This window comes from Ruminococcus sp. AF37-20 (assembly GCF_003460465.1).
Classification (GTDB): domain Bacteria; phylum Bacillota; class Clostridia; order Oscillospirales; family Ruminococcaceae; genus Hominimerdicola; species Hominimerdicola aceti.
Genome location: NZ_QTVE01000019.1, coordinates 20019 through 41023, shown reverse-complemented (window position 1 = coordinate 41023; position 21005 = coordinate 20019). Strand labels below are relative to the sequence as shown.

Annotated in this window: 18 protein-coding genes; 14 read left to right on the top strand and 4 right to left on the bottom strand. The window is 44.1% G+C overall.

The annotated features are described in order from the left end of the window. Positions 1-139: 139 nt before the first annotated feature. From DW015_RS10890 to DW015_RS10880, 3 genes are read left to right on the top strand one after another with little or no spacing between them, the layout of a single operon-like run. The gene (locus DW015_RS10890; RefSeq protein WP_117905650.1) at positions 140-997 is read left to right on the top strand and encodes a pyridoxamine kinase; all 858 of its coding nucleotides are present in this window, start codon (positions 140-142) and stop codon (positions 995-997) included. Positions 998-1018: 21 nt separating this feature from the next. After that, positions 1019-1525, top strand: coding sequence for a tRNA (cytidine(34)-2'-O)-methyltransferase (locus DW015_RS10885; RefSeq protein ID WP_117905649.1), 507 nt, complete (start codon positions 1019-1021; stop codon positions 1523-1525). Positions 1526-1547: 22 nt separating this feature from the next. Continuing rightward, a complete protein-coding gene (locus tag DW015_RS10880; RefSeq protein ID WP_117905648.1) occupies positions 1548-2420 on the top strand; it encodes a DegV family protein in 873 nt (290 codons plus the stop codon). 68 nt (positions 2421-2488) lie between these two features. Here DW015_RS10880 and DW015_RS10875 read toward each other — a convergent pair whose 3' ends face one another. Next, positions 2489-3949 (bottom strand): hypothetical protein, encoded by a 1461-nt coding sequence (locus DW015_RS10875; RefSeq protein WP_147338153.1) that lies wholly within the window; start codon positions 3947-3949, stop codon positions 2489-2491. Between the two features lie 254 nt (positions 3950-4203). Between DW015_RS10875 and DW015_RS10870 the strand changes: the two genes are divergently transcribed. Beyond that, positions 4204-5955 (top strand): helix-turn-helix transcriptional regulator, encoded by a 1752-nt coding sequence (locus tag DW015_RS10870; RefSeq protein WP_117905646.1) that lies wholly within the window; start codon positions 4204-4206, stop codon positions 5953-5955. 99 nt (positions 5956-6054) lie between these two features. Here DW015_RS10870 and DW015_RS13470 read toward each other — a convergent pair whose 3' ends face one another. Next, positions 6055-7611: a cohesin domain-containing protein gene (locus tag DW015_RS13470; protein WP_181979910.1), complete on the bottom strand. Its 1557-nt coding sequence runs from the start codon at positions 7609-7611 to the stop codon at positions 6055-6057. Between the two features lie 486 nt (positions 7612-8097). Here DW015_RS13470 and DW015_RS10850 point away from each other — a divergent pair, with 486 nt between their 5' ends. Beyond that, on the top strand, positions 8098-9852 hold the full coding sequence (locus DW015_RS10850) for an SH3 domain-containing protein (RefSeq protein WP_242993273.1): 1755 nt from the start codon (positions 8098-8100) through the stop codon (positions 9850-9852). Between the two features lie 53 nt (positions 9853-9905). On the opposite strand, the gene DW015_RS13465 is transcribed toward DW015_RS10850, so the two are convergent. Beyond that, positions 9906-10079 carry a hypothetical protein gene (locus tag DW015_RS13465; protein WP_022288469.1) on the bottom strand — a complete coding sequence of 58 codons (174 nt, stop codon included), beginning with the start codon at positions 10077-10079 and terminating at the stop codon, positions 9906-9908. Between the two features lie 362 nt (positions 10080-10441). On the opposite strand from DW015_RS13465, the gene leuC reads away from it, so the two are divergent. The 9 genes from leuC (at position 10442) to DW015_RS10805 (ending at position 19098) form a co-directional block, all read left to right on the top strand. Continuing rightward, positions 10442-11704: a 3-isopropylmalate dehydratase large subunit gene (leuC, locus tag DW015_RS10845; RefSeq protein WP_038670838.1), complete on the top strand. Its 1263-nt coding sequence runs from the start codon at positions 10442-10444 to the stop codon at positions 11702-11704. 91 nt (positions 11705-11795) lie between these two features. Further along, the gene (locus tag DW015_RS10840; RefSeq protein ID WP_022288467.1) at positions 11796-12185 is read left to right on the top strand and encodes a hypothetical protein; all 390 of its coding nucleotides are present in this window, start codon (positions 11796-11798) and stop codon (positions 12183-12185) included. A gap of 27 nt (positions 12186-12212) precedes the next feature. Beyond that, the gene (gene leuD / locus DW015_RS10835; protein WP_022288466.1) at positions 12213-12692 is read left to right on the top strand and encodes a 3-isopropylmalate dehydratase small subunit; all 480 of its coding nucleotides are present in this window, start codon (positions 12213-12215) and stop codon (positions 12690-12692) included. 73 nt (positions 12693-12765) lie between these two features. Further along, entirely contained in the window at positions 12766-13440 is a 675-nt protein-coding gene (locus DW015_RS10830) for a hypothetical protein (protein ID WP_117896263.1), read from the top strand. 1 nt (position 13441) lies between these two features. Further along, positions 13442-14524: a 3-isopropylmalate dehydrogenase gene (gene leuB / locus DW015_RS10825; RefSeq protein ID WP_117876236.1), complete on the top strand. Its 1083-nt coding sequence runs from the start codon at positions 13442-13444 to the stop codon at positions 14522-14524. 34 nt (positions 14525-14558) lie between these two features. Continuing rightward, complete coding sequence (locus tag DW015_RS10820; protein WP_117905643.1) at positions 14559-15524, top strand: PP2C family serine/threonine-protein phosphatase; 966 nt, start codon at positions 14559-14561, stop codon at positions 15522-15524. A gap of 65 nt (positions 15525-15589) precedes the next feature. Beyond that, entirely contained in the window at positions 15590-17281 is a 1692-nt protein-coding gene (gene ilvB, locus DW015_RS10815; protein ID WP_117905642.1) for a biosynthetic-type acetolactate synthase large subunit, read from the top strand. A gap of 26 nt (positions 17282-17307) precedes the next feature. Next, a complete protein-coding gene (locus DW015_RS10810) occupies positions 17308-17886 on the top strand; it encodes a hypothetical protein (protein WP_022288461.1) in 579 nt (192 codons plus the stop codon). A 57-nt stretch (positions 17887-17943) separates the two neighbouring features. Further along, the gene (locus DW015_RS10805; RefSeq protein ID WP_117905641.1) at positions 17944-19098 is read left to right on the top strand and encodes an AI-2E family transporter; all 1155 of its coding nucleotides are present in this window, start codon (positions 17944-17946) and stop codon (positions 19096-19098) included. A 220-nt stretch (positions 19099-19318) separates the two neighbouring features. Here DW015_RS10805 and DW015_RS10800 read toward each other — a convergent pair whose 3' ends face one another. Then, the gene (locus DW015_RS10800) at positions 19319-20998 is read right to left on the bottom strand and encodes a [FeFe] hydrogenase, group A (protein WP_038670850.1); all 1680 of its coding nucleotides are present in this window, start codon (positions 20996-20998) and stop codon (positions 19319-19321) included. Between the last annotated feature and the right edge of the window lie 7 nt (positions 20999-21005).

The following is a 21005-nucleotide window of genomic DNA, read 5'->3' as shown; positions in this document are numbered from 1 at the left end:
CTTTTCTTTTTTCTGAACTTTTGTCCAATATCTATTGTAGCACTACAAAAAACTATTGCCGACAAGCCATGGGCTATTGAAAAATCCTGATGGATATGTTATAATAATGTTTATGAGTATTTTTTAAGAGGGTTTTATTATGCAGGGTTGTAAAAAGGTTGCTTCCATTCAGGATATATCAGGTCTTGGCAGGTGTTCGCTAACAGTGGTGATACCTGTGCTTTCCGCTATGGGTATTCAGGTGTGTCCTGTGCCTACGGCTGTGCTTTCGGCACACACTGGCTACAGCGAGTTTGTTATGAGAGATCTTACAGACTTTATGAAGCCTGCATTGGAACATTATAAAAAAATGGATATGAAATTTGACTGTGTGTACAGCGGGTTTCTGGCTTCAAGCGAGCAGATAGATCACTGCCTTGAGTTTTTCGAGGCTTTTCCTGATGCACTGAAGGTCGTAGACCCCGTTATGGGGGATGGTGGAAAGGCATATAAGACCTACACAAAGGAGCTTTGCAGCCGTATGGTCGAGCTTGTAAAGGTGGCGGATATCATCACGCCTAACCTCACAGAGGCGGCTATACTTCTTGGCGAGGAATATCCTACGGCTTCAATGCGCAGCTCTGAGATAAAATCATGGCTTGTAAGGCTTTCAAAGCAGGGCGCAAAGATCGTTGTTATCACAAGCGTAAATCTTGCAGACGGCGGAATGTCAACTGTGGGCTACGATAAGGAAAACAACAGCTTTTGGAAAATAAAGAACGATTATGTTCCTGCACACTATTCAGGAACGGGAGATATGTTCACAAGTGTTCTTATTGGAGGACTTCTCAAGGGTGACAGCCTGCCTATTGCAATGAACAGAGCCACAGCGTTCACAGAGCTTACTGTCAAGACTACATACAGCTACCAGACCCCATGGACAGACGGTCTTATGCTGGAGGGTCAGCTTCCTTGGCTCACAAGCTATCAGGAGCTTAGGGACTATACAAATTTGTGATATCTGGAAGTGTTACCGAAAATGAACAGACTTAATATCGTGCTTGTAGAGCCGCAGATACCGCAGAATACAGGCAATATTTCAAGGACTTGTGCAGTGACAGGTGCGGCACTGCATCTTGTGAAGCCTTACGGCTTTGAGATAAGCGACAAAAAGCTAAAGCGTGCAGGGCTTGATTACTGGGATAAGCTTGAAATATACGAGTATGATAATATTGATGACTTTTTTTCTAATAACAGCGGCGAGTTCTATTTCTTTACCACAAAGGGCAGAATGGTACACTCAGATGTGGATTATCCGCAGGATAGGGAAGTGTATATAATTTTCGGCAGAGAGGACAAGGGGCTGCCAGAGAAACTGCTTTATGAAAATCCTCAAAGCTGTGTGCGGATACCAATGAGGAAAACGCTCAGAAGCCTTAATCTGTCAAACTCAGTGGCGATAGCCTGCTATGAGGTGTTAAGACAGTGGGATTATCCCGACCTTGGCAGAGAGGGCAAACTGACGCAATATACATGGGACGAATAAATAAAAAACGGAGGATGAATTTATGGCAAAAATAAAATTTCTTACCGACTCAGCAAGCGATATCACTGAGGAGCTTGAAAAGAAGCTGGACATCCAGATAATGAATTTCAAGGTGGCAATGGGCGATGACAGCTACACATCAAGGGTAGATTTCGACAACGAGAAATTCTACAAAATGCTTGACGATTTTGACGGCATACCTGTTACATCGCAGATAACAGCCTTTGAATATCAGGAAACTTTTGAGAAGCTCTACAGCGAGGGCTATACTGATGTTATAAACACTACCATAAACTCAAAAGGCTCGGCAACATACAACAACGCTGTTATGGCGGCAGAGGAGTTTTATTCCGCTCACCCTGAGGCAAAGGGCAAGTTCACTATATACAATATAGACGGCGAGAGCTACACTGGAGCGTATGGTTATGCAGTAGTTCAGGGCGCAATGAAAGCCGCAAAGGACGTTCCTGCGGCTGATATCGTGGCATTTATGGAGGATTGGATAAAGAACTGCGTTATTTTCTTTGCACCATATACACTCAAATATGCAAAGAAGTCAGGAAGGATTCCGTCTGCGGCTGCTTTTGTGGGCGAGGTAATGGGTCTTAGACCTATCATGAGGATACATGACCATGCTATCGTTACAGAAACAAAGGTAAGAGGCGACAAGGCTATTGTGCCAAAGATACTTGACCTGACTGTAAAGGAAATGATACCGCAGACACCTTACTGCATCGTTTACGGCAATGACGAGAGTGTCAGGGACGAAATGGCACAGGCTATGACGAAGAAGGTGGGCTATCCACCTGTGGAGTGTTTCCAAATAGGTGCGGCAATTGCAATAAACGCAGGTCCAAAGGTGACGGGCGTTATCTTTAAGGCGCAGAATAAGTAAATTTGATATGGATATAAAAAGACGGACGTTTCGCTTTGAAACGCCCGTCTTTTTGTCAGCTCATGTTGTTATTTGTTTTTGCGTGATCTTCTGCCTGCAAATACAAGTCCGCTTCCGGCTATAACGAATGTAAGCAGTATGCCGCCAACATTATTGCCTGTGTTAGGATTTGTGCTTCCTGCGTTGTTCTTGGCAGGGGTCTTGCTGTCAGTATTTGAGTTGCTGTTTGTGCTTGTGCCACTGTTATTTGAACTTGTGTCTTTGCTGTCTGAGTTTGTATCGCTACCGTCAGAGCTTGTATCATTTGCCTTTGGCTTCATAGTAAGGTCGGTGATGACCCACATGGTGCCGTCAGAGCCGTCGCTCGTATCATTTTCATAGCGTTTGTAATTTACAAATTCGCCGTTTATCTTAAGCTTGGTGTTGGGTCCGAATACATAAGAGGTATTTTCACTTTCAACAAATCCTTCAGATACCACATACACACCGTAATGATAGGTCTTTCCGGCTTCAAAAGTGGTGATCTTATTTTCATAAGCACCGCTGAAGAAATCCGCAGAAATCGCACCGGTCTTGCTGTCCAGTTCCCACCATTCAGCTCGGTAGTAGTATTTGCCGTCGGGTACATCGCCGGTGAATACGGGTTTGTCGCCGTTCTTGAAGCTGACGGTGGCGTCGTTGATCTCCACCACGTCGATGACTGTCACCGTAGATGCAGTGATCGTTTTAACAGCCGGGACATACATGAAGCCATCGACGAAATGTGCGGACACTTTCTGCCCGTTTACAGTAACTATAGTTTCGCTGCTGAAGGAATATCCGTCTTTTGGTTTAAGCATAAGGGAATACACATATTTTTTGCCGCCTTCAAATTTTGTGAAGGTTGGCAAAGAGCCGTGCGAACCATTGTCAGAATACCATGCGGCAACAGGTTCATTGTTTTCAAATTGCTGCCAGCATTCATAAGCCACATCATATTTCTCGTAGTCTACTGGTGTTACAAAAGCCGATGTCTCAGTTGTATCGCCAGCCCCATAATTAAACCTAACATCTTCAATGGTGGCATTGGTGATCTCTGATTCGTCAGGATATTCAGATATCTGCTTAAAGTGAGCTGTGAACGTCACATCACTTTTCACGGTAATTTTGTTCTGTATTTGATCAGAGGAAAGAGCAGTGCCAGCGGGAATGGCAGTATCACCGCCGATCTGGTAGACGGCAGTATCGGCTGTCCAGTAGGAAAACTCATAGCCTGGATTTGGTGACAAAACATTAATGATGCTGCCGGCAAAGCTTAGAGTTTCTGTTTCGGATACATTCAGCTTGTAGTAGTATGGCTTGTTAACATCATCGTCAATGCCATAATATACAAACGGGATCTGGTCGTTTTTGGTCATGCTCCCATGATCTCCGGGGTAAAATTCAACAGCATACGTTCCAGGATCTGCAAACGCTGTCATCGGCATCAGTGTCAGCACTATACACAGCGTAAGCAAGGCTGTCAGCAGTTTTGTGGTTGTTTTTTTCATAATATACATCTCCTTTTGATATTATATTTTTTCTCATGTTCGTTATTATCCTATAAGCACACCTCCATTACATTGTATTTTCCCTAATGTGATATCCTTTATCACATTATAACAAATCTATGAATAAATTTGTGATTTATTTCATAATAGTCATATGCCAATTCTGAAATTATATATCGTGGGGGACTTCCTTTTTTGATAAATATGATATATAATTAACGTAATACCATATGACAGCGGGAGGGATCGTTAAAATGAAGTTTTGCGAACAGCTTGGTAAGTATATAGAACAGCTTTCCTGCACGGCAAAGGAGCTTTGTGAGTTGTCAGGGATATCTCCCTCAACATTTAGCAGATACAGAAGCGGAGAGAGAATACCTGAGATAGACACTGTGGCGTTTGACGGGCTTTGCAACGCTCTTGAGGCTGTGGCAAGGGAAAAAGGCTATGGCGATATGACAAGGGAGAACATAAAAAGAGCCTTTCTTGACTGTGAAGATGTCATACCTGCCGACAGAGAGTCTATGCGGCAAAATTTCAATACCCTTATCTCAGCCCTTGATATAAACATTAAGCGTATGTGCAAGGAGATAAATTATGATGTTTCCACCGTTTTCCGTATACGCAACGGCACAAGAAAGCCTGCCGACCCTGAACGCTTTGTCGCCGCAATAGCAGGCTTTACTGCAAGGGAGCTTAGAACCCCCACAGAGATATCAGCGGTCGCACAGCTTGTGGGCTGTAATGAAAGTGATATAGAGGATGTGTCACAGCGTTATGAAGTGATATGCAAATGGCTGTTCAGCGATCATGCCGGACAGAGCAGAGAGATAAAAAGCGGTGGAATTGAAAAGTTTCTTGATAAGCTTGATGAGTTTGACCTGAACGAATACATAAAGGCGATACGTTTTGATGAAATGAAAGTACCTGCATTGCCTTTTCAGCTTCCTGTGTCAAAAAATTATTTTGGCATCAAGGAAATGATGGAAAGTGAGCTTGATTTTCTGAAAGCCACAGTCTTGTCACGTTCTAATGAGCCTGTGATAATGTACAGTGATATGCCTATGAAGGAAATGGCTGATGATCCCGAATTTCCGAAGAAGTGGATGTTCGGTATGGCTCTGATGCTTAAAAAGGGTCTGCACCTTTGTCAGATACATGATCTTGACCGCTCCTTAGATGATATGATGCTTGGTCTTGAAAGCTGGATACCGATGTATATGACGGGGCAGATAGCGCCTTACTATTTGAAAAACGTACAGAATAATGCTTTTTTGCATTTGCTGAAGGTATCAGGTGCGGCGGCTCTTTCAGGGGAAGCCGTGGCAGGCTTTCACAGCGATGGCAGATATTATCTGACCAAGTCCAAAAAGGAGCTTGGATATTATCGTAAACGTGCCAATGATCTGCTTTCAAACGCCTGCCCGCTTATGGAGATATACCGAAGTGACAGGGAAAAAGATTTCAGCGATTTTCTCACTGCCGACTCTCACAGACGTGGCGGGCGCAGGAGTATTTTATCTGCTCTGCCTGTTTATACTATGGATAATGACCTGCTCAATAGTATACTTGACAGAAACGGCATTGACGACCGCCGGGGCAGAGATATAAAAGCTTATGTCAGCGAGCGTAAAAAGCGAGTTGAGAGCATACTGGAAACCATGACCATAGAGGACGAGATATGCTGTCTTTCCCGAGAGGAATTTGAAACACGTCCCCATGCCCTTGACCTGTCGGGTGTATTCTGTGCCAGTGATGTTCTTTACAGCTATGATGATTATTCTGCACATTTAAAAAGCACAGAAAGCTATGCACAGACACATGAAAACTATAGCCTTAAATATGCTAAGCGGCAGACCTTCTGCAATTTGCAAATACTAATCCATGAAGGTCAGTGGGCGATGATATCAAAGGGAAACGCGCCTGCTATACATTTTGTTATACGACACCCGAAGCTTCTCAGCGCCTTAGAGAATTTCATTCCGCCTGTTATAGAAGATCAATAAAATGCAGGATCACACTATCCCCTTGGTGTTTCTGACGAAAAAACGGACGCTTCCGATGGAAACGTCCGTTTTTATAGCCAAAAGAAATATATTCGGTTATTATTCTTCGTCCTTTGCGGCAAATCTGTTGAAGATAACTGCAAATATCGCAAAAATAACATATCCTGCGGCAATGACAGTAAGAATGTTCTTTGTCATTTCAACGCCTGTTGACGGATTTACTTTTGAGCTGTCAGCCTGCGATGAGGCCTCGTCAACTATCTGCTGTATCTTTTCTGTTGCCTGTGATTCTGTAAGCTCCTGCGAACTGTCGCCCTCTCTTACTGTAGTAACAGCCGCACCGACATTTTCAGGCTGTCTGGCTGCTGTCGTGGTGGTGCTTTCAGGCTGTGTGTTTTCGTCAGCCTTTGGCTCTGTGCTTGCTGTTGTAGTAGTTGTGGTCGTTGTATCGTCAGCAGGCTTTGGTTCTGCCGCTGTGACCTTTGTAACGGCTGATGTGTCAACTGCTTCCTTGACAGGTGTTACTTCCACGGAAGCTATCTGAAAATCTGCATTTGCCTTTAAGTAATAAAGCTGTACGAAAACCTCGTCACTTGTTCTTGAAGGGTCAAGATCTGAGTATATCCACTGTGCTTCCTCGCCGCCTGTGAGCTTCGTGCTCTGTGCAGACCAGCTTCCGTCAACCAACGCACCGACTGCACCGCTTGCGTTGCCTGATGACTTTACGTTGACCTTTACATTGTAATGCTGTGAATAGTCTGTTATGTAGTCGGAAAGCTTGAAGCCGAACTGAAGGGAAGTTTCGCTGTTGAAGTCAGCGTCACCCTGCTTGTGTGTGAAAAGCGGTTCGGACTCAGGCTGTGCAGATGTTGCGGTTGTAGTGGTCTGAGTTTCGCTCTTTGCTGTTGTAGTCGTTGTGGTGGTTTCAGCAGGCTTTGTTGTAGTTGTTGTAACTTTCTCAGACTTAGCCGTAGTTGTGGTAGTCGCTTCGGACTTGGTCGTAGTCTTTGCTGTAGTCGTCGTTGTAGTTGTGGTCGACTTTGATGTAGTTGTAGTAGCTTCAGCCTTAGATGAAGCAGTCGTAGTGGTCGTTGCAGGAGTTGTTGTGATCTCCTCCCCTGCACTGACAGTGAGCGGTGAACCCTCTGTAGGTGCTGAGTATGAAACTGACTTGTATCCACCGTCAGCTTCCGCCACCATCGTTTCAACCTCTACCCAATAGTTTATCTTGCCTGTTACGCCGTCCTTTACCTTGAAAGTCGCAAGGGCAAGGTCTGTGCTGTCCTTTATGTTAGAACCCGTGAGGTTTGCACCGACTATTTTTATAGTGCCTGATGAAGCAACATAGTTGGTTATAACGGAAAATTTGCTTCCCACATTGTATGTACTCTCGCTCTCCTCATCGGTCGGCACATATACTGTTACCTTTGACGGGTCATAATGCAGGTCTATAGTGAAGCCTGCAACGCCTGTTTTATCAGGCTCAAGGCTTGCTTTTATGTTTATGCTGTCGCCTGCCTTTGCAAAGTTCTTGTCGCTTGTGAGCTTTATCTCGTTTCCGCCCGATGCACTAGCCACTGTGGAAACAATGCTCGTGAGCATAAGAAACGCTGTTGCCACCGACAGCGCCATCTTGTTTATTTTCAGTTTTTTCATTTGATACCTCCGTTGCAAAATCGTGTTTTTCTGTCAGTATTTTGCTCTTGATTAATTTTGTTTACTATTGTTTTGTCTTTAATTTGTAATATTTCATTATAAAATATTACAAGTTCTGTTACCTTTGTCGTAATAGGATTATATCACAATATAAAGTAACACGTCAATAGTCAAAACAGCGAAAATAAGCATATTTTTTTGGATATATTTATAATGATAGCTTTTGCGTCACAATATGTATGTACCGATCAACAGCAAAGCCACTAAATAGGCTGTAATAAATCTGTAACTTTTAAGAGAAAGCTGCATTTTACTAAATGTAAATTTTTTATGAATCAAAAAGACTGTTGACAAAGGCCTGAGAAATGTACTATAATGAGGGTGAAGTTTTGTACTTGATACAGAAAAATGTACAAACCAATGTGTGTAAAAATAAGGACTTATACATAGGCGTGCCTTGTTGCGGTATTGCCTATATCTTCTGAGGTGAACGAGTTGATAAAAAAGATGATTTCATATATCCTGTCATTTGCTATTGCAGCGTCAATGGCGGCTTCATGTTTGACGGCTTCAGCGGCAAAAATGACGGGAAGCTGTACGGCAGACGTTCTGAACGTTCGCAGCGGTGCAGGCACAGGCTATTCTAAAACAGGCACAGTAAACTATGGCGACAGCCTGACTATACTTTCCGAAACCACCGACTCAAGCGGTGCGAAATGGTATAGGATATCGTGCGGCAATGTGACGGGCTATGTTTCTGCGGCATATGTTCAGCTAACATCAAGCGGCTCGCAGGGCAGTTCTGACGCTGATTTTGAGAGCTATATGACAAAGCAGGGCTTTCCTGAAAGCTATAAGCCATATCTGCGAACGCTCCATGAACAGCACCCTAAGTGGATATTTACCGCTCAGAAGCTTGGCGTGGATTGGAACACTGCGTTAAAGGAAGAATGTGTTGTGGGCAGAAACCTTGTCCACTCGTCGGCACTGGCTTCATGGAAGTCCATGGAAAAGGGTGCATATGATTTTAACGGCGGTTATTGGTATGGGCTTGACGGCTCATGGGTAGCGGCTTCAAAAGAGATAATAATGTATTATATGGATCCGAGAAATTTTCTCAACGATACATACATTTTCATGTTTGAAAATCAGTCATATGATCCCTCGTATCAGACGGAAAGTGGTGTAAAAACTATTCTTGCAGACACTTTTATGAGCGGAAGCTACACTTGTCCTGACACAAAGAAAAAGTATACATATTCGCAGACCTTTATGGACGCTGCAAAGAAATCGGGCGTTTCACCTTATCACCTTGCTTCAAGGTGCAGGAACGAGCAGGGCGTAAATGGTGCGCCGCAATCCCTTGGTACTGTGAAAGGCTATGAGAATTATTTCAACTTCTTTGACATTCAGGCTTATGCGACCTCCACCATGACAGCCGCAGAAATGGGCTGTAAGTATGCAAAAACTACTAATCCGACCTATCTTCTTCCTTGGACAAATCAATACAAGTCCATAGTGGGCGGCTCGATATTCTTAGGCACAGGCTACATAACAAAGGGTCAGGATACCCTTTATCTGCAAAAATTTGATATGGTAGACGGCGGAAACGGGCTTTATTACCACCAGTATATGACCTGCGTTTTCGGTCAGGCGAATGAAGCAATAAGCCTAAAAAACGCCTATTCTCAGGATATTTTGAACAGCGCAATGGAGTTCAAGATACCTGTTTACAACAATATGCCTGATAAACTTTGCCCAAAGCCTACAAGCAGTGGAGATAACAACAATTATCTTAAATCTCTCAGCGTTTCAGGCACGAGCATTTCACCAAAATTCGATAAGTTCACCGCAAGCTATACTGCCAAAGTCAATGCGGAGGTTTCTTCTGTTACTGTGAACGCAAACCCTCTTGGCAAAAGCGCAAAGGTGTCTGGAAACGGCAAGGTGAGCCTTAAAACCGGCGAAAACACTGTCAAGGTCACCTGCACGGCGGCAAGCGGTGTAAAACGGACGTACACAATAAAAATAACAAGAAAAGCCGCTTCACAGACCCTGCAGCAGGGAGATGTGAATGGTGACAAGTATCTGACAGTTGTGGACGCTTTGCTCATGCTGCGTTACAATGCAGGCAAGACGCAGCTTGATTCCGCTCAGCTAAAGCGTGCGGATATGAACGGTGATGGAAAGGTCGATGTTATCGACGCTCTTATGCTGCTGAAAAAGATAAGTCAGAGTTAAAAATGCAAAAAAAAACAGGAGCGTTACCACCATGGTACGCTCCTGCATGAGGACTATTTCATCATCATTGAAATGCCGTCCATTACGTCACCGATAGCTCTGATAGCACGTCCTGTGCGGCTTTTGAGCATTTTCTTTTCGCTTGATGTCGCCTCTGTGACTGCATAAGCCACTGTTCCTGCGGCTATCGCCATTGAAACGCCTGTTATCATTGACTTCATCTTCATTGCTGTTTCCTCCTTTTTTCTTTGTAATATTATTTTTCGCAGTAAGAGAACAGTTATGCCATGCAAATGAAGTCAAGAGGGCTGACGGTATTTTCCCGTGAATGTTCGTATTTTGTGATGTTGTGAAGGATATTTCAGTTAATGTTTAGTGCTATTGTATAAAATTTGATTAAAATTTTCGCAATTTATATGTAAAAGTAAAAGAGATATGTTCCTATCTCAAACGTTTAGTATAAATATTATTCATAGATATATAATAAATATGTATTTGCATTAACATCAAAATAGTGGTATAATAAATGGGTATAAAAAATAAAGGATCTTGGTAAACTCTGAGATCTGATAGTAAGGAGTAATATTAAATGGGTATGACAATGACTCAGAAAATTCTGGCAGCCCACGCAGGTCTTGACGAAGTCAAGGCAGGTCAGCTTATAATGGCAAACCTTGACCTGGTTCTCGGCAACGACGTTACGTCCCCTGTGGCTATCAACGAGTTCAATAAAGCGGGCTTTACAGATGTTTTCGATAAGAATAAGGTCACAATGGTCATGGATCACTTTGCACCTAATAAGGATATCAAATCCGCTACACAGTGCAAGACCTGCCGTGATTTTGCTTCAAAGTATGACATAAAGAATTATTTCGACGTTGGCGATATGGGCATTGAGCACGCTCTGCTTCCTGAAAAAGGACTTGTCGCTCCAGGCGACTGCGTTATCGGTGCTGACTCACATACTTGTACATATGGCGCACTTGGCGCATTCTCAACAGGTATCGGTTCAACAGATATGTGCGCAGGCATGGCAAAGGGAAAGACTTGGTTCAAAGTCCCTGCCGCTATCAAGTTCAATATCGTAGGCAAGCTTCCAAAGTATAGTGCCGCTAAGGACGTTATACTTCATATAATCGGCATGATAGGCGTTGACGGCGCGCTTTACAAGTCTATGGAATTTTCAGGCGAGGGTCTGAAAAACCTTTCCATGGAGGACAGGCTTTGCATGGCTAACATGGCTATCGAAGCAGGTGCAAAGAACGGCATATTTGCAGTTGACGATGTTACACTTGATTACATCAAGGATAAGGTAGACAGAGAGTATAAGATATACAAGGCTGACGATGACGCTGAGTATGAGGCTGAATACACTATTGACCTCAGCCAGATAAAGCCTACAGTCGCTTTCCCTCATCTGCCTGAGAACGCAAGAACATTTGACGATATCCCGGAGGTCAAGATAGATCAGGTGGTCATCGGTTCATGTACGAACGGCAGGATAGAGGATCTGAGATGTGCCGCTGAGATACTTGACGGCAAAAAGGTGGCAAAGAACGTTAGATGTATCGTTATCCCTGCCACACAGAAGGTATATATGCAGGCCATGAAAGAGGGTCTGCTGGAGATATTCATAAATGCAGGCTGTGCGGTTTCTACACCTACCTGCGGTCCATGTCTTGGCGGACATATGGGTATTCTTGCAAAGGGCGAAAGAGCCGTTGCAACAACAAACAGAAATTTCGTGGGACGTATGGGTCACCCAGAATCAGAGGTTTATCTGGCTTCACCTTACGTTGCCGCCGCTTCAGCTGTGACAGGCAAGATCTCACAGCCGTCGGAAGTTATGTGATATTCGGGGAGAAAATCAGCTGACAGATCTTGCGTTGGGGGAATAATTGATATGCGGCATGACTGCATATACGACTTGGGAGCGAGAACAGATGAAAAATTATCTTAGGGAAATATTCTCCGATATACTTCTTAGTATTGTTACAAAGAAGTACGGAACTTCACTAAATGACTATCAGCGTGAGGAGAAGGCTGACGAGATCATTCAGGAACTCCATGACAAAAATACATTTACCGTGGAAATGACGCAGGCTCTTATTGACAAGAAGGGCTTCAATACCTTTTATACCTCCAATATCGGGGGTACACCTGTGTATGCTCTCGTTAAAGAGGGAATGTTCCACAAGGTAAAGATCTGCTATTTTATTACAAGAAACAAGGATACTATAGACGGCCCGTATCTTGAAAAGATATATGAAGAGCTTAGAAAACAGGCGATAGGAGAAAATATATTCCATTCGTCAGAGTTCAAGCAGGGCTGATAAAGTTTGACGAAAGGGGTTTTCATAATGAAAGCTTGCGGAAAAGTACATAAATACGGGGATAACGTAGACACAGACGTTATTATCCCTGCAAGATACCTCAACACACCTGATATGCAGGAGCTTGCACAGCATTGCATGGAGGATATTGACGTTGACTTTGCAAAGAACGTTCAGAAGGGCGATATAATGGTAGCAAAGAGCAATTTCGGCTGCGGTTCATCAAGAGAGCATGCGCCTGCTGCTATCAAGGCGAGCGGAATATCCTGTGTTATAGCAAAGACATTCGCAAGAATATTCTACAGAAACGCTATAAATATCGGACTTCCTATCATCGAGTGCGAGGAAGCTGCTGAGAAGATAGATAACGGTGACGAGGTGGAGATAGATTTCGACAGTGGCGTTATCACAAACAAGACCAAGAATGAGACTTATCAGGGTCAGTCATTCCCTGAGTTTCTTATCAATATCATCAACAGCAATGGTCTTCTTAACTCACTTAAATAAGATATTTTGAAGCTTTAAGGGGGATCTCTCAAAAGGGGTCGCCCTTGAACTGTTTCTATGAAGGGGTGAAGCTGTGAAAGCTAAAAAGCTATTTGCGGCACTTGCAGCAGGGGTAATGCTGGTGTGCAGCGCAGGCTGCTCGAAAAAAGAGGAGAGCAGTGGTAAATTTGAATACAGCAGCAAGGATTTTCTGCCTTTTATGGTAATGGTGGACGGCAGCAAGATAGACCTGACCCTAAGCTCTGCAGAGATAAACAGAAAGCTTGGCGGAAGTTTTGCAAGGGGAACTGCTTCAAACAGCAGTATAGTGCTTGTGGAAAAGGACGAAAAGACCGATAAAAAAGGCGTTACAACAAAGACCTTTGCCTGCAATAAGCCTGAGATAAATGGTGCTGGATTCTCCACTTTCAACGGACTTTGGGCGAATATAGACGAAGCAAGCATAGACAGCACTGTTTCACCCAACAGCATAAAGATCAAAGGCTCTGACGGTTTGTCTTACTACTGGTCATATTATATGGACGGCGAGGAGATAGACTATAGTCAGGTGAACTTTGACGGCACTGATACGGCGGACACTTATATGCAGTATCAGCTCAAAGGCATGGCTGCTGACGATTATTGCAAAAAGAAGCTTATTGACGGCGAGTGTTCGGTCTATACAGGCATTTTGTTCATGACAGCCGAAAAGCAGAGCTATTCCTGCGAGATAAGCGTTTCGACTTTAAATTCTGAGGAGGAAAAATAACATGGAAAAGAAAATAACAGTTATAAAGGGCGACGGGATAGGCCCTGAAATAGTAACAGAAGCACAGAAGGTCCTCGACAAGGTTGCTGAAAAGTTCGGTCATAAGTTTGTTTATACTGATATCCTTATGGGCGGCTGTTCTATAGATAAATATGGCGTTCCGCTTACAGACGAGGCTGTCGAGATAGCAAAGAACTCAGACGCAGTTCTGCTTGGCTCTATTGGCGGAAATACTTCCACTTCACCATGGTATAAGCTTGCTCCGAACCTCAGACCTGAAGCCGGACTCCTGAAAATAAGAAAAGAGCTTGGTCTGTTCGCTAACCTGCGTCCTGCAAATCTTTATCCTGAGCTTAGAGAAGCTTGCCCACTTAAGGACGATATAATCGGCGACGGCTTTGACATGATGATAATGAGAGAGCTTACAGGCGGTCTGTATTTTGGTGCGAGAAAGACAGAGAACGTTGACGGCGTTGAAACTGCCGTTGATACTCTTACATATAACGAGAACGAGATAAGAAGAATTGCTATCCGTGGCTTTGACATCGCCATGAAGAGAAGAAAGAAAGTTACAAGCGTTGATAAGGCTAACGTTCTTGATTCTTCAAGACTTTGGAGAAAGGTAGTAAACGAGGTAGCTAAGGATTATCCTGAGGTCGAGCTTGAGCATATGCTCGTTGACAACTGCGCAATGCAGCTTGTAAGAGATCCTAAGCAGTTTGACGTTATCCTTACAGAGAATATGTTCGGTGATATCCTTTCAGACGAAGCCGCTATGATATCAGGCTCACTTGGTATGCTGGCTTCCGCTTCACTGAACGACACAAAGTTCGGTATGTATGAGCCTAGCCACGGCTCTGCACCTGATATTGCAGGACAGGATAAGGCTAACCCTATCGCTACTATCCTTTCAGCTTCAATGCTCCTGAGATTCTCTTTCGATATGGATAAGGAAGCAGACGCTATCGACAATGCTGTCAAGAAGGTGCTTGAGGCAGGCTACAGAACAGGGGATATCATGTCAGAGGGCATGAAGCTCGTTGGCTGTAAGGAAATGGGCAGTCTTGTTGCAGATATGATATAACAGCACGATACCAGTTTTCAGACGGTGATAATAAATGTATTATTATATTTTCGGAATAACAGACAAGGGAAATTACCGTGAACAGAATGAGGACTGCATTTTAATAGACCACGAGGTCATCAACAGCGGCAGCTATGAATCAACTGTCGCTGCTCCTTTTATTGCAGCCGTTTGCGACGGCGTTGGTGGAGAAAATGCAGGAGAGGTCGCCTCGGAGCTTTGTTTAAGGCATCTTTCCATTCTTGAATATAATTCAGGGGTGGATATGAAAAGAACGCTTATCGATGTTCACAACAAAATAAAAAAGCAGGGCGTAAGGGCTGAAAACGCTGCAAATATGCAGACCACCCTGTGTTGCCTTGCGGTGGACGAGGAAAGCAGAGCAATGTGCATAAACGTTGGCGACAGCAGAATGTACCGCTATGTGAACGGCACTATCAGACAGATATCTGTTGACCAATCCTATGCACGATATATGTATGAGCATGGCAGGATAGAAGATGTGTCAGAGCTTGAGCCACAGTATCAGAATGCCATAATATCTTCTATCGGCAGCACTCTCAATGAACCCGATGTGGCACAAACACCGTTGGTGGCTGATTTTGGCAAAGAACCTGACGATATGATAATCATAGTGTCAGACGGCGTGTCGGATTACGTTTCTGAGGAAGAAATGGTGGTGGGGCTTGGTCTTGACCTTTCTGTGTCTGAAAAGCTTGGCGCTATAATGGAGCTTGCCCTCACAAACGGCGGAACTGACAATGTTTCCGTTGTGGGCATAAAGCCTTATCTTGACGATCATGAGCTTAAAACGCTCACAGCAAAAAAGGCTGTGGAAAAGACAGTGAGCGTGCAGGATATGCTTGAAAGTCAGAAGCCTGAAAAGGCGGAAGCTGTAGAGGAAAAGAAGCCTGACGAGCAGTCAACGCTTTTCTCTGATACGGTGGACGAGCTTATGAGCCAAATGAATGAAAGTATTGACTTTTTAAAGCAGATATAGTATAATCATATATTGATATATTTTTATGATTTTAGATGTATTTTGTAATTTGGAGGAAATAAAAAATGTTGAAAGAGTTACGTGGCTCAGACGTTATAATTGAATGTTTGCTGGAGCAGGGCGTCGATACAGTGTTCGGCTATCCGGGCGGAGCAGTTCTAAACATATATGACTCGCTGTATAAATATTCTGATAAGATACACCATGTTATCACCGCCCATGAGCAGGCTGCCTGCCATGCGGCTGACGGATATTCAAGAACAACAGGCAGAACGGGCGTTGTTATCGCAACTTCAGGTCCGGGTGCTACGAACCTTGTAACAGGTATCGCCACAGCTTATATGGATTCTATCCCTATGGTGGCTATCACAGGAAACGTAACAAGAGATCTGCTTGGTCTTGACTCTTTTCAGGAGGTAGATATCTGCGGGATAACAATGCCTATCACAAAGCATAACTACATTGTGAAAGATCCTGCGGAGCTTGCTGATATTATCAGAGAAGCTTTCTATATTGCAAACGAGGGCAGAAAGGGTCCTGTTCTTATAGATATACCAAAGGATATCACAGGCGCACTTGTGGTCTATGAGAAGAAAGAGCCTAAGAAGGTAGTAAATCATAATCCTGAGGGCATAAACGAGGAGATAGCTGCTGCGGCAGAGCTTATAAAGAATGCTGAGAAGCCTTTTATCTACGCAGGCGGCGGAGTTGTTTCTGCTGACGCAACAGAAGAAATGGCTGAGTTCGTAAGAAAAGTGGACGCACCTGTTTCATTGTCACTTATGGGTCAGTGCGCACTTGACAATACTAAGGACTGCTATATCGGTATGCTTGGTATGCACGGCACAAAGACAGCCGCTATGACGCTCAGCGAATGTGACCTTATGATAGTTCTTGGATCAAGATTTTCCGACAGAGTTCTTTGCAACGCTAAGACATTTGCAAAGGATAAGAAGATCATACATATTGATATAGACCCTGCCGAGATAGGCAAGAATATCGACGTTTACAGCCATGTTACTGGAGACGTTAAGTATATCCTTGCAAAGCTTTGCGAGCTGCTTCCTGATATGAAGCACGAGGCTTGGATGAATACTGTTATGGATTGGAAAAAGCAGTATGCACTGAGAATGGTGCCTATCGAGAGCGAGGACGAGGTGCTTCCGCAGGACGTTATCGAGGAGCTTGACAGACTTACAGACGGCAAGGCTATCATCGCCACAGAAGTCGGTCAGCACCAGATGTGGGCTGCACAGTATTATAACTTCAAGTGTCCAAGAAGCTTTGCTTCAAGCGGCGGACTTGGTACAATGGGCTACGGCTTTGGCGCAGGAATGGGCGCAAAGGTGGGCAACCCTGACAGAACAGTAGTAAACATCGCAGGCGACGGAAGCTTCTTCATGAACTGCAACGAGCTTTCTTCACTTGCAAAGCATAAGATACCGCTTGTTGAGCTTGTTTTCGAAAACGACGTTCTCGGAATGGTAAGACAGTGGCAAAGACTTTTCTACGGCAAGAGATTTTCTCAGACGAATATCGAAAGAGGAACAGACCTTATGAAGCTTGCTGACGCATTTGGCGTTGAGGGCATAAGGATAACAAAGAAATCCGAGATAAAGCCGATGCTTGAAAAGGCACTCAAATGCGGTAAGCCTTGCCTTGTGGACGTTATCATCAACAAGGATATAAACGTTCTTCCAATGGTACCTGCCGGCGCAGACGTTTCACAGCCGATAATGAATATCGAACTTGATTAAGAAATCGAAATATAGGGGGTAATAAAATGGTAAAATATCCAAATGCCGCAAGCGGTATCAAAAAGGTGTTTCTGGCAAAGATCATAGGTGTTATAGGAGTTCCGCTTGCTTTTATACCTGGGATAGGCGCACTTCTTTTGATGACTTGTACCGTAGCCGCAACTATTTTCAACGTATGGGGAATACTTGAAGCTTCAAAAGACCATAATGGTTATCAGACAGCTCTTGTTTTCACAGTGGCTGATCTTATCTTTTCAATAGTTGACACATTTATTGACAATAATGCGATATCAAGTGTTCTGAGTTTTGCTGGCAATGTAATGAACATAGCGGTGCTTTACTATATCTGCAAATCAACAGGCGACCTGCTGAGGGACGTGAAGAACTACGGCCTTGCAAACAAGGGCGACCATGTGTGGAATGTAAACAAGACCTGCCTTATTGTCATGGCAGTGTGCCTTGTTGTGGCGTTTATCCCGATACTGAACATTCTCGCCGCATTTACAACATTGGTGGTGCTTGTTGTAACTATCTATGCGTCTGTGGTATATCTGATCTATCTCTATCAGAGCGGACAGTATCTCAGCCTTAACACTAATTTCTAAGCGATTTGAGAGCTGTACGGCAAAGGCTGTACAGCTCGTTTTTGTAAGGAGAAACTAATGAAATTTACAAAAAAATTCAAAGAAAATGCAGCCCTTGTGGTTCTTGGCGTAGTGCTTTTTTGGGGATTGACCAACTATGATAAATTTTTTAGACTTCTGGGCGTAATGATCGGGGTCTTGAAGCCTGTTATATTTGGCTGTATAATCGCATTTATCCTGAATGTGCCAATGTCAGGCATTGAAAAAAGGCTTTTTAAGAAGCCTAAAAAAGAGAAATATGCCAAAACTGTGGAAACGCTGAAAAGACCATGCTCGATAGTGCTGACCTTTCTGCTTTGCCTAGGCGTTGTGGCACTTGTGTGCTGGCTTATTATCCCTGCGCTCATAAAGACTTTCTCTCAGCTTTCTGACGATATTCCTGTACTTATTTCAAATATTTCCAACAAGCTCAACAATTCCCCTGAGATAGCAGGGTGGCTTGACAGAATGAATATAAGCACTGCTGATATTATCGATAAGGTTACAAGCTGGCTGAAAGACGGCGTTGTGATCTTGAACACACTCAGTTCAACAGTAAGCTTTGTGACAGATCTTTTCTCAGGTCTTGTGAACTTCTTCTTGGGAATCTGCTTTGCGGTCTATATGCTTGCCGCAAAAGAGCGGCTCAAAGACCTGTGCAAGCGCATAAGCTGTGCTTTTCTCAGCAATCGTATCACCGACCGCATAAGCCGTATATGCCGTCGCTCTATCGACACTTTTGCGAACTTTCTTGTGGGTCAGACCACGGAAGCCCTTATCCTCGGCTCCCTTTGCGGTATTGGTATGGCTATCTTCCGTTTCCCGAATGCGGTGCTTATTGCCATACTCGTTGCCTGCACTGCACTTATCCCTATTGTGGGAGCTTTTCTTGGCTATGTGGTGGGCTTCCTGCTTATATGCGTGACGGATTTCAAGCAGGCTGTGCTGTTTTTGTTGTTCATGTTCATTATTCAGGCTATTGAGGGCAATCTTATCTATCCAAAGGTGGTAGGAAACTCGGTTGGTCTGCCGTCGCTATGGACACTTTTCGCTATCACCATAGGCGGAAACCTCTTCGGCATATTCGGAATGTTCATCGCTGTTCCTGTGTTCTCTGTTATATACTGCACTTTTGGAGAGGTAGTCAACTACAGAAATGAAAAGAGAGCTGTCAAGGTGGAGGACATATCATAATAAAATAGTCCGTACAAAAAAGGCTGCACATTTCGTACAAACTTGAGCTTATTGACAACGTCCTAAATAAGCGGGACGTCGAGGGCGCCGTCCCCTACAATTTATGTAAATACGCTGTTCATATGTAGGGGCGACCTCAGGTCGCCCCTTTATTATAGTTTTTCGACACAAAAAAAGGCTGCACAATTTCGTGCAGCCTTTCGCTATTTATGCTATTTTGTTATTTTACATAGCTTACATGAAGCAGTTCATGCTCTCTGCCCTTGAGGATACCCTCGTAAAGCTTATCCATAAGCGGATTTTCTTCTGAACGCTTCAAAGTGCAAAGCTTGTCAGCATTGTAAAGATTAACACTGCGCTCTTTCTTTTCGTCGATAGTAGCCTTTGGCTGACCTGCGCCGCCTATACAGCCGTTTGGACAAGCCATAACTTCGATAAGGTCGAAATGCTCGCCAGCTTTCATTCTGTTCATTATGACCTCAACATTGCGAAGTCCGTTTACAACGCAGACCTTGATAGCCTTGTCGCCAAGAGGTACTTCAAGCTCCTTTATGCCCTCGAAGCCTCTTACGCCCTCGAATGCAAGATTTCTCAGGGAAGCGAGTGACTTGTCTGTGGAAACACGTCTGATAACTGCTTCTGTTACACCGCCTGTTACACCGAAGATAACACCTGCGCCTGTCATAGTGCCGAACGGCATATCAACAGCTTCCGGCTCTATCTCGTTGAACACAATACCGGCTTCTTTTATCATCATGATAAGCTCCTGAGTTGTGATGACAAAATCAACCAACGGTTTGCCGTTCTCGTCCTTGAACTCATCTCTTGCGGCTTCGCCCTTTTTGGCAGTGCAAGGCATAACAGCAACAGAAAGTATCTTCTTGCCCTCGCCCTTGAACTTCTCGTTTATTACGGAAGCAAACATCTGCATTGGTGAGCGGCAAGTGGAAATGTTAGGCAGTATCTCAGGATACTCGTTCTCAGCATACTTTATCCATGCAGGACAGCATGATGTGAACAGCGGGAGCTTTCCGCCGTTTGCAAGCCTGTCTGCAAACTCCTTTGACTCCTCCATAACAGTGAGGTCTGCGGCTGTAGATGTGTCAAAAATGTAGTTGAAGCCTATTCTTCTAAGTGCTGCAACTATCTTGCCCATAACGTTCTCACCGTTGTAACCGAACTCTTTTGCCACTGCAACTCTTACAGCCGGAGCTACCTGAGCCACTGCAATAGTGTCCTCCTGATTAAGCTCTTTCCAAAGCCTGTGGCTGTCGTTCTTTATGATTATAGCGCCTGTTGGACAGACTGCCGCACACTGACCGCAGCCAACGCAGTTTGAATCGCCTATAGGCTTGTCAAATGAGCAGGCTACCTTCATTTTTGAACCTCTGAATGCAAAATCTATTGCACCAACGTTCTGTACTTCGTTGCACACTCTTACACAGTCACCGCAGAGGATACACTTGTTGGCGTCCCTGGTTATAGATACAGAAGAATCATCGATACAAGGCTTGGACTTTGGATTGTCAAAACGTACCCTGTGGATATCAAATCTTGCGGCAAGCTCCTGCAATTTGCATTTGCCGTTTTTATCGCAGGTCGTACATTCGCCGCAGTGGTTTGAAAGAAGAAGCTCCAATATCATCTTGCGGTATTTTCTCAGCCTTGGTGTGTTTGTGTATATCTCCATACCGTTTCTCGGAGGAGTTGAGCAAGCGGCTTCCATGCCACCCCACTTGTTTTCCACCATGCACATTCTGCAAGCACCGTATACTGAAAGCTCAGAATAGTAACAGAATGTAGGAAGCTCGATGCCTGCCTTTCTGATAAGCTCAAGCAGATTTTTTTCACCGTTTATAGCAACGGGGATATTGTCGATTATCATAAACTCTTTATTCATAGCTAAA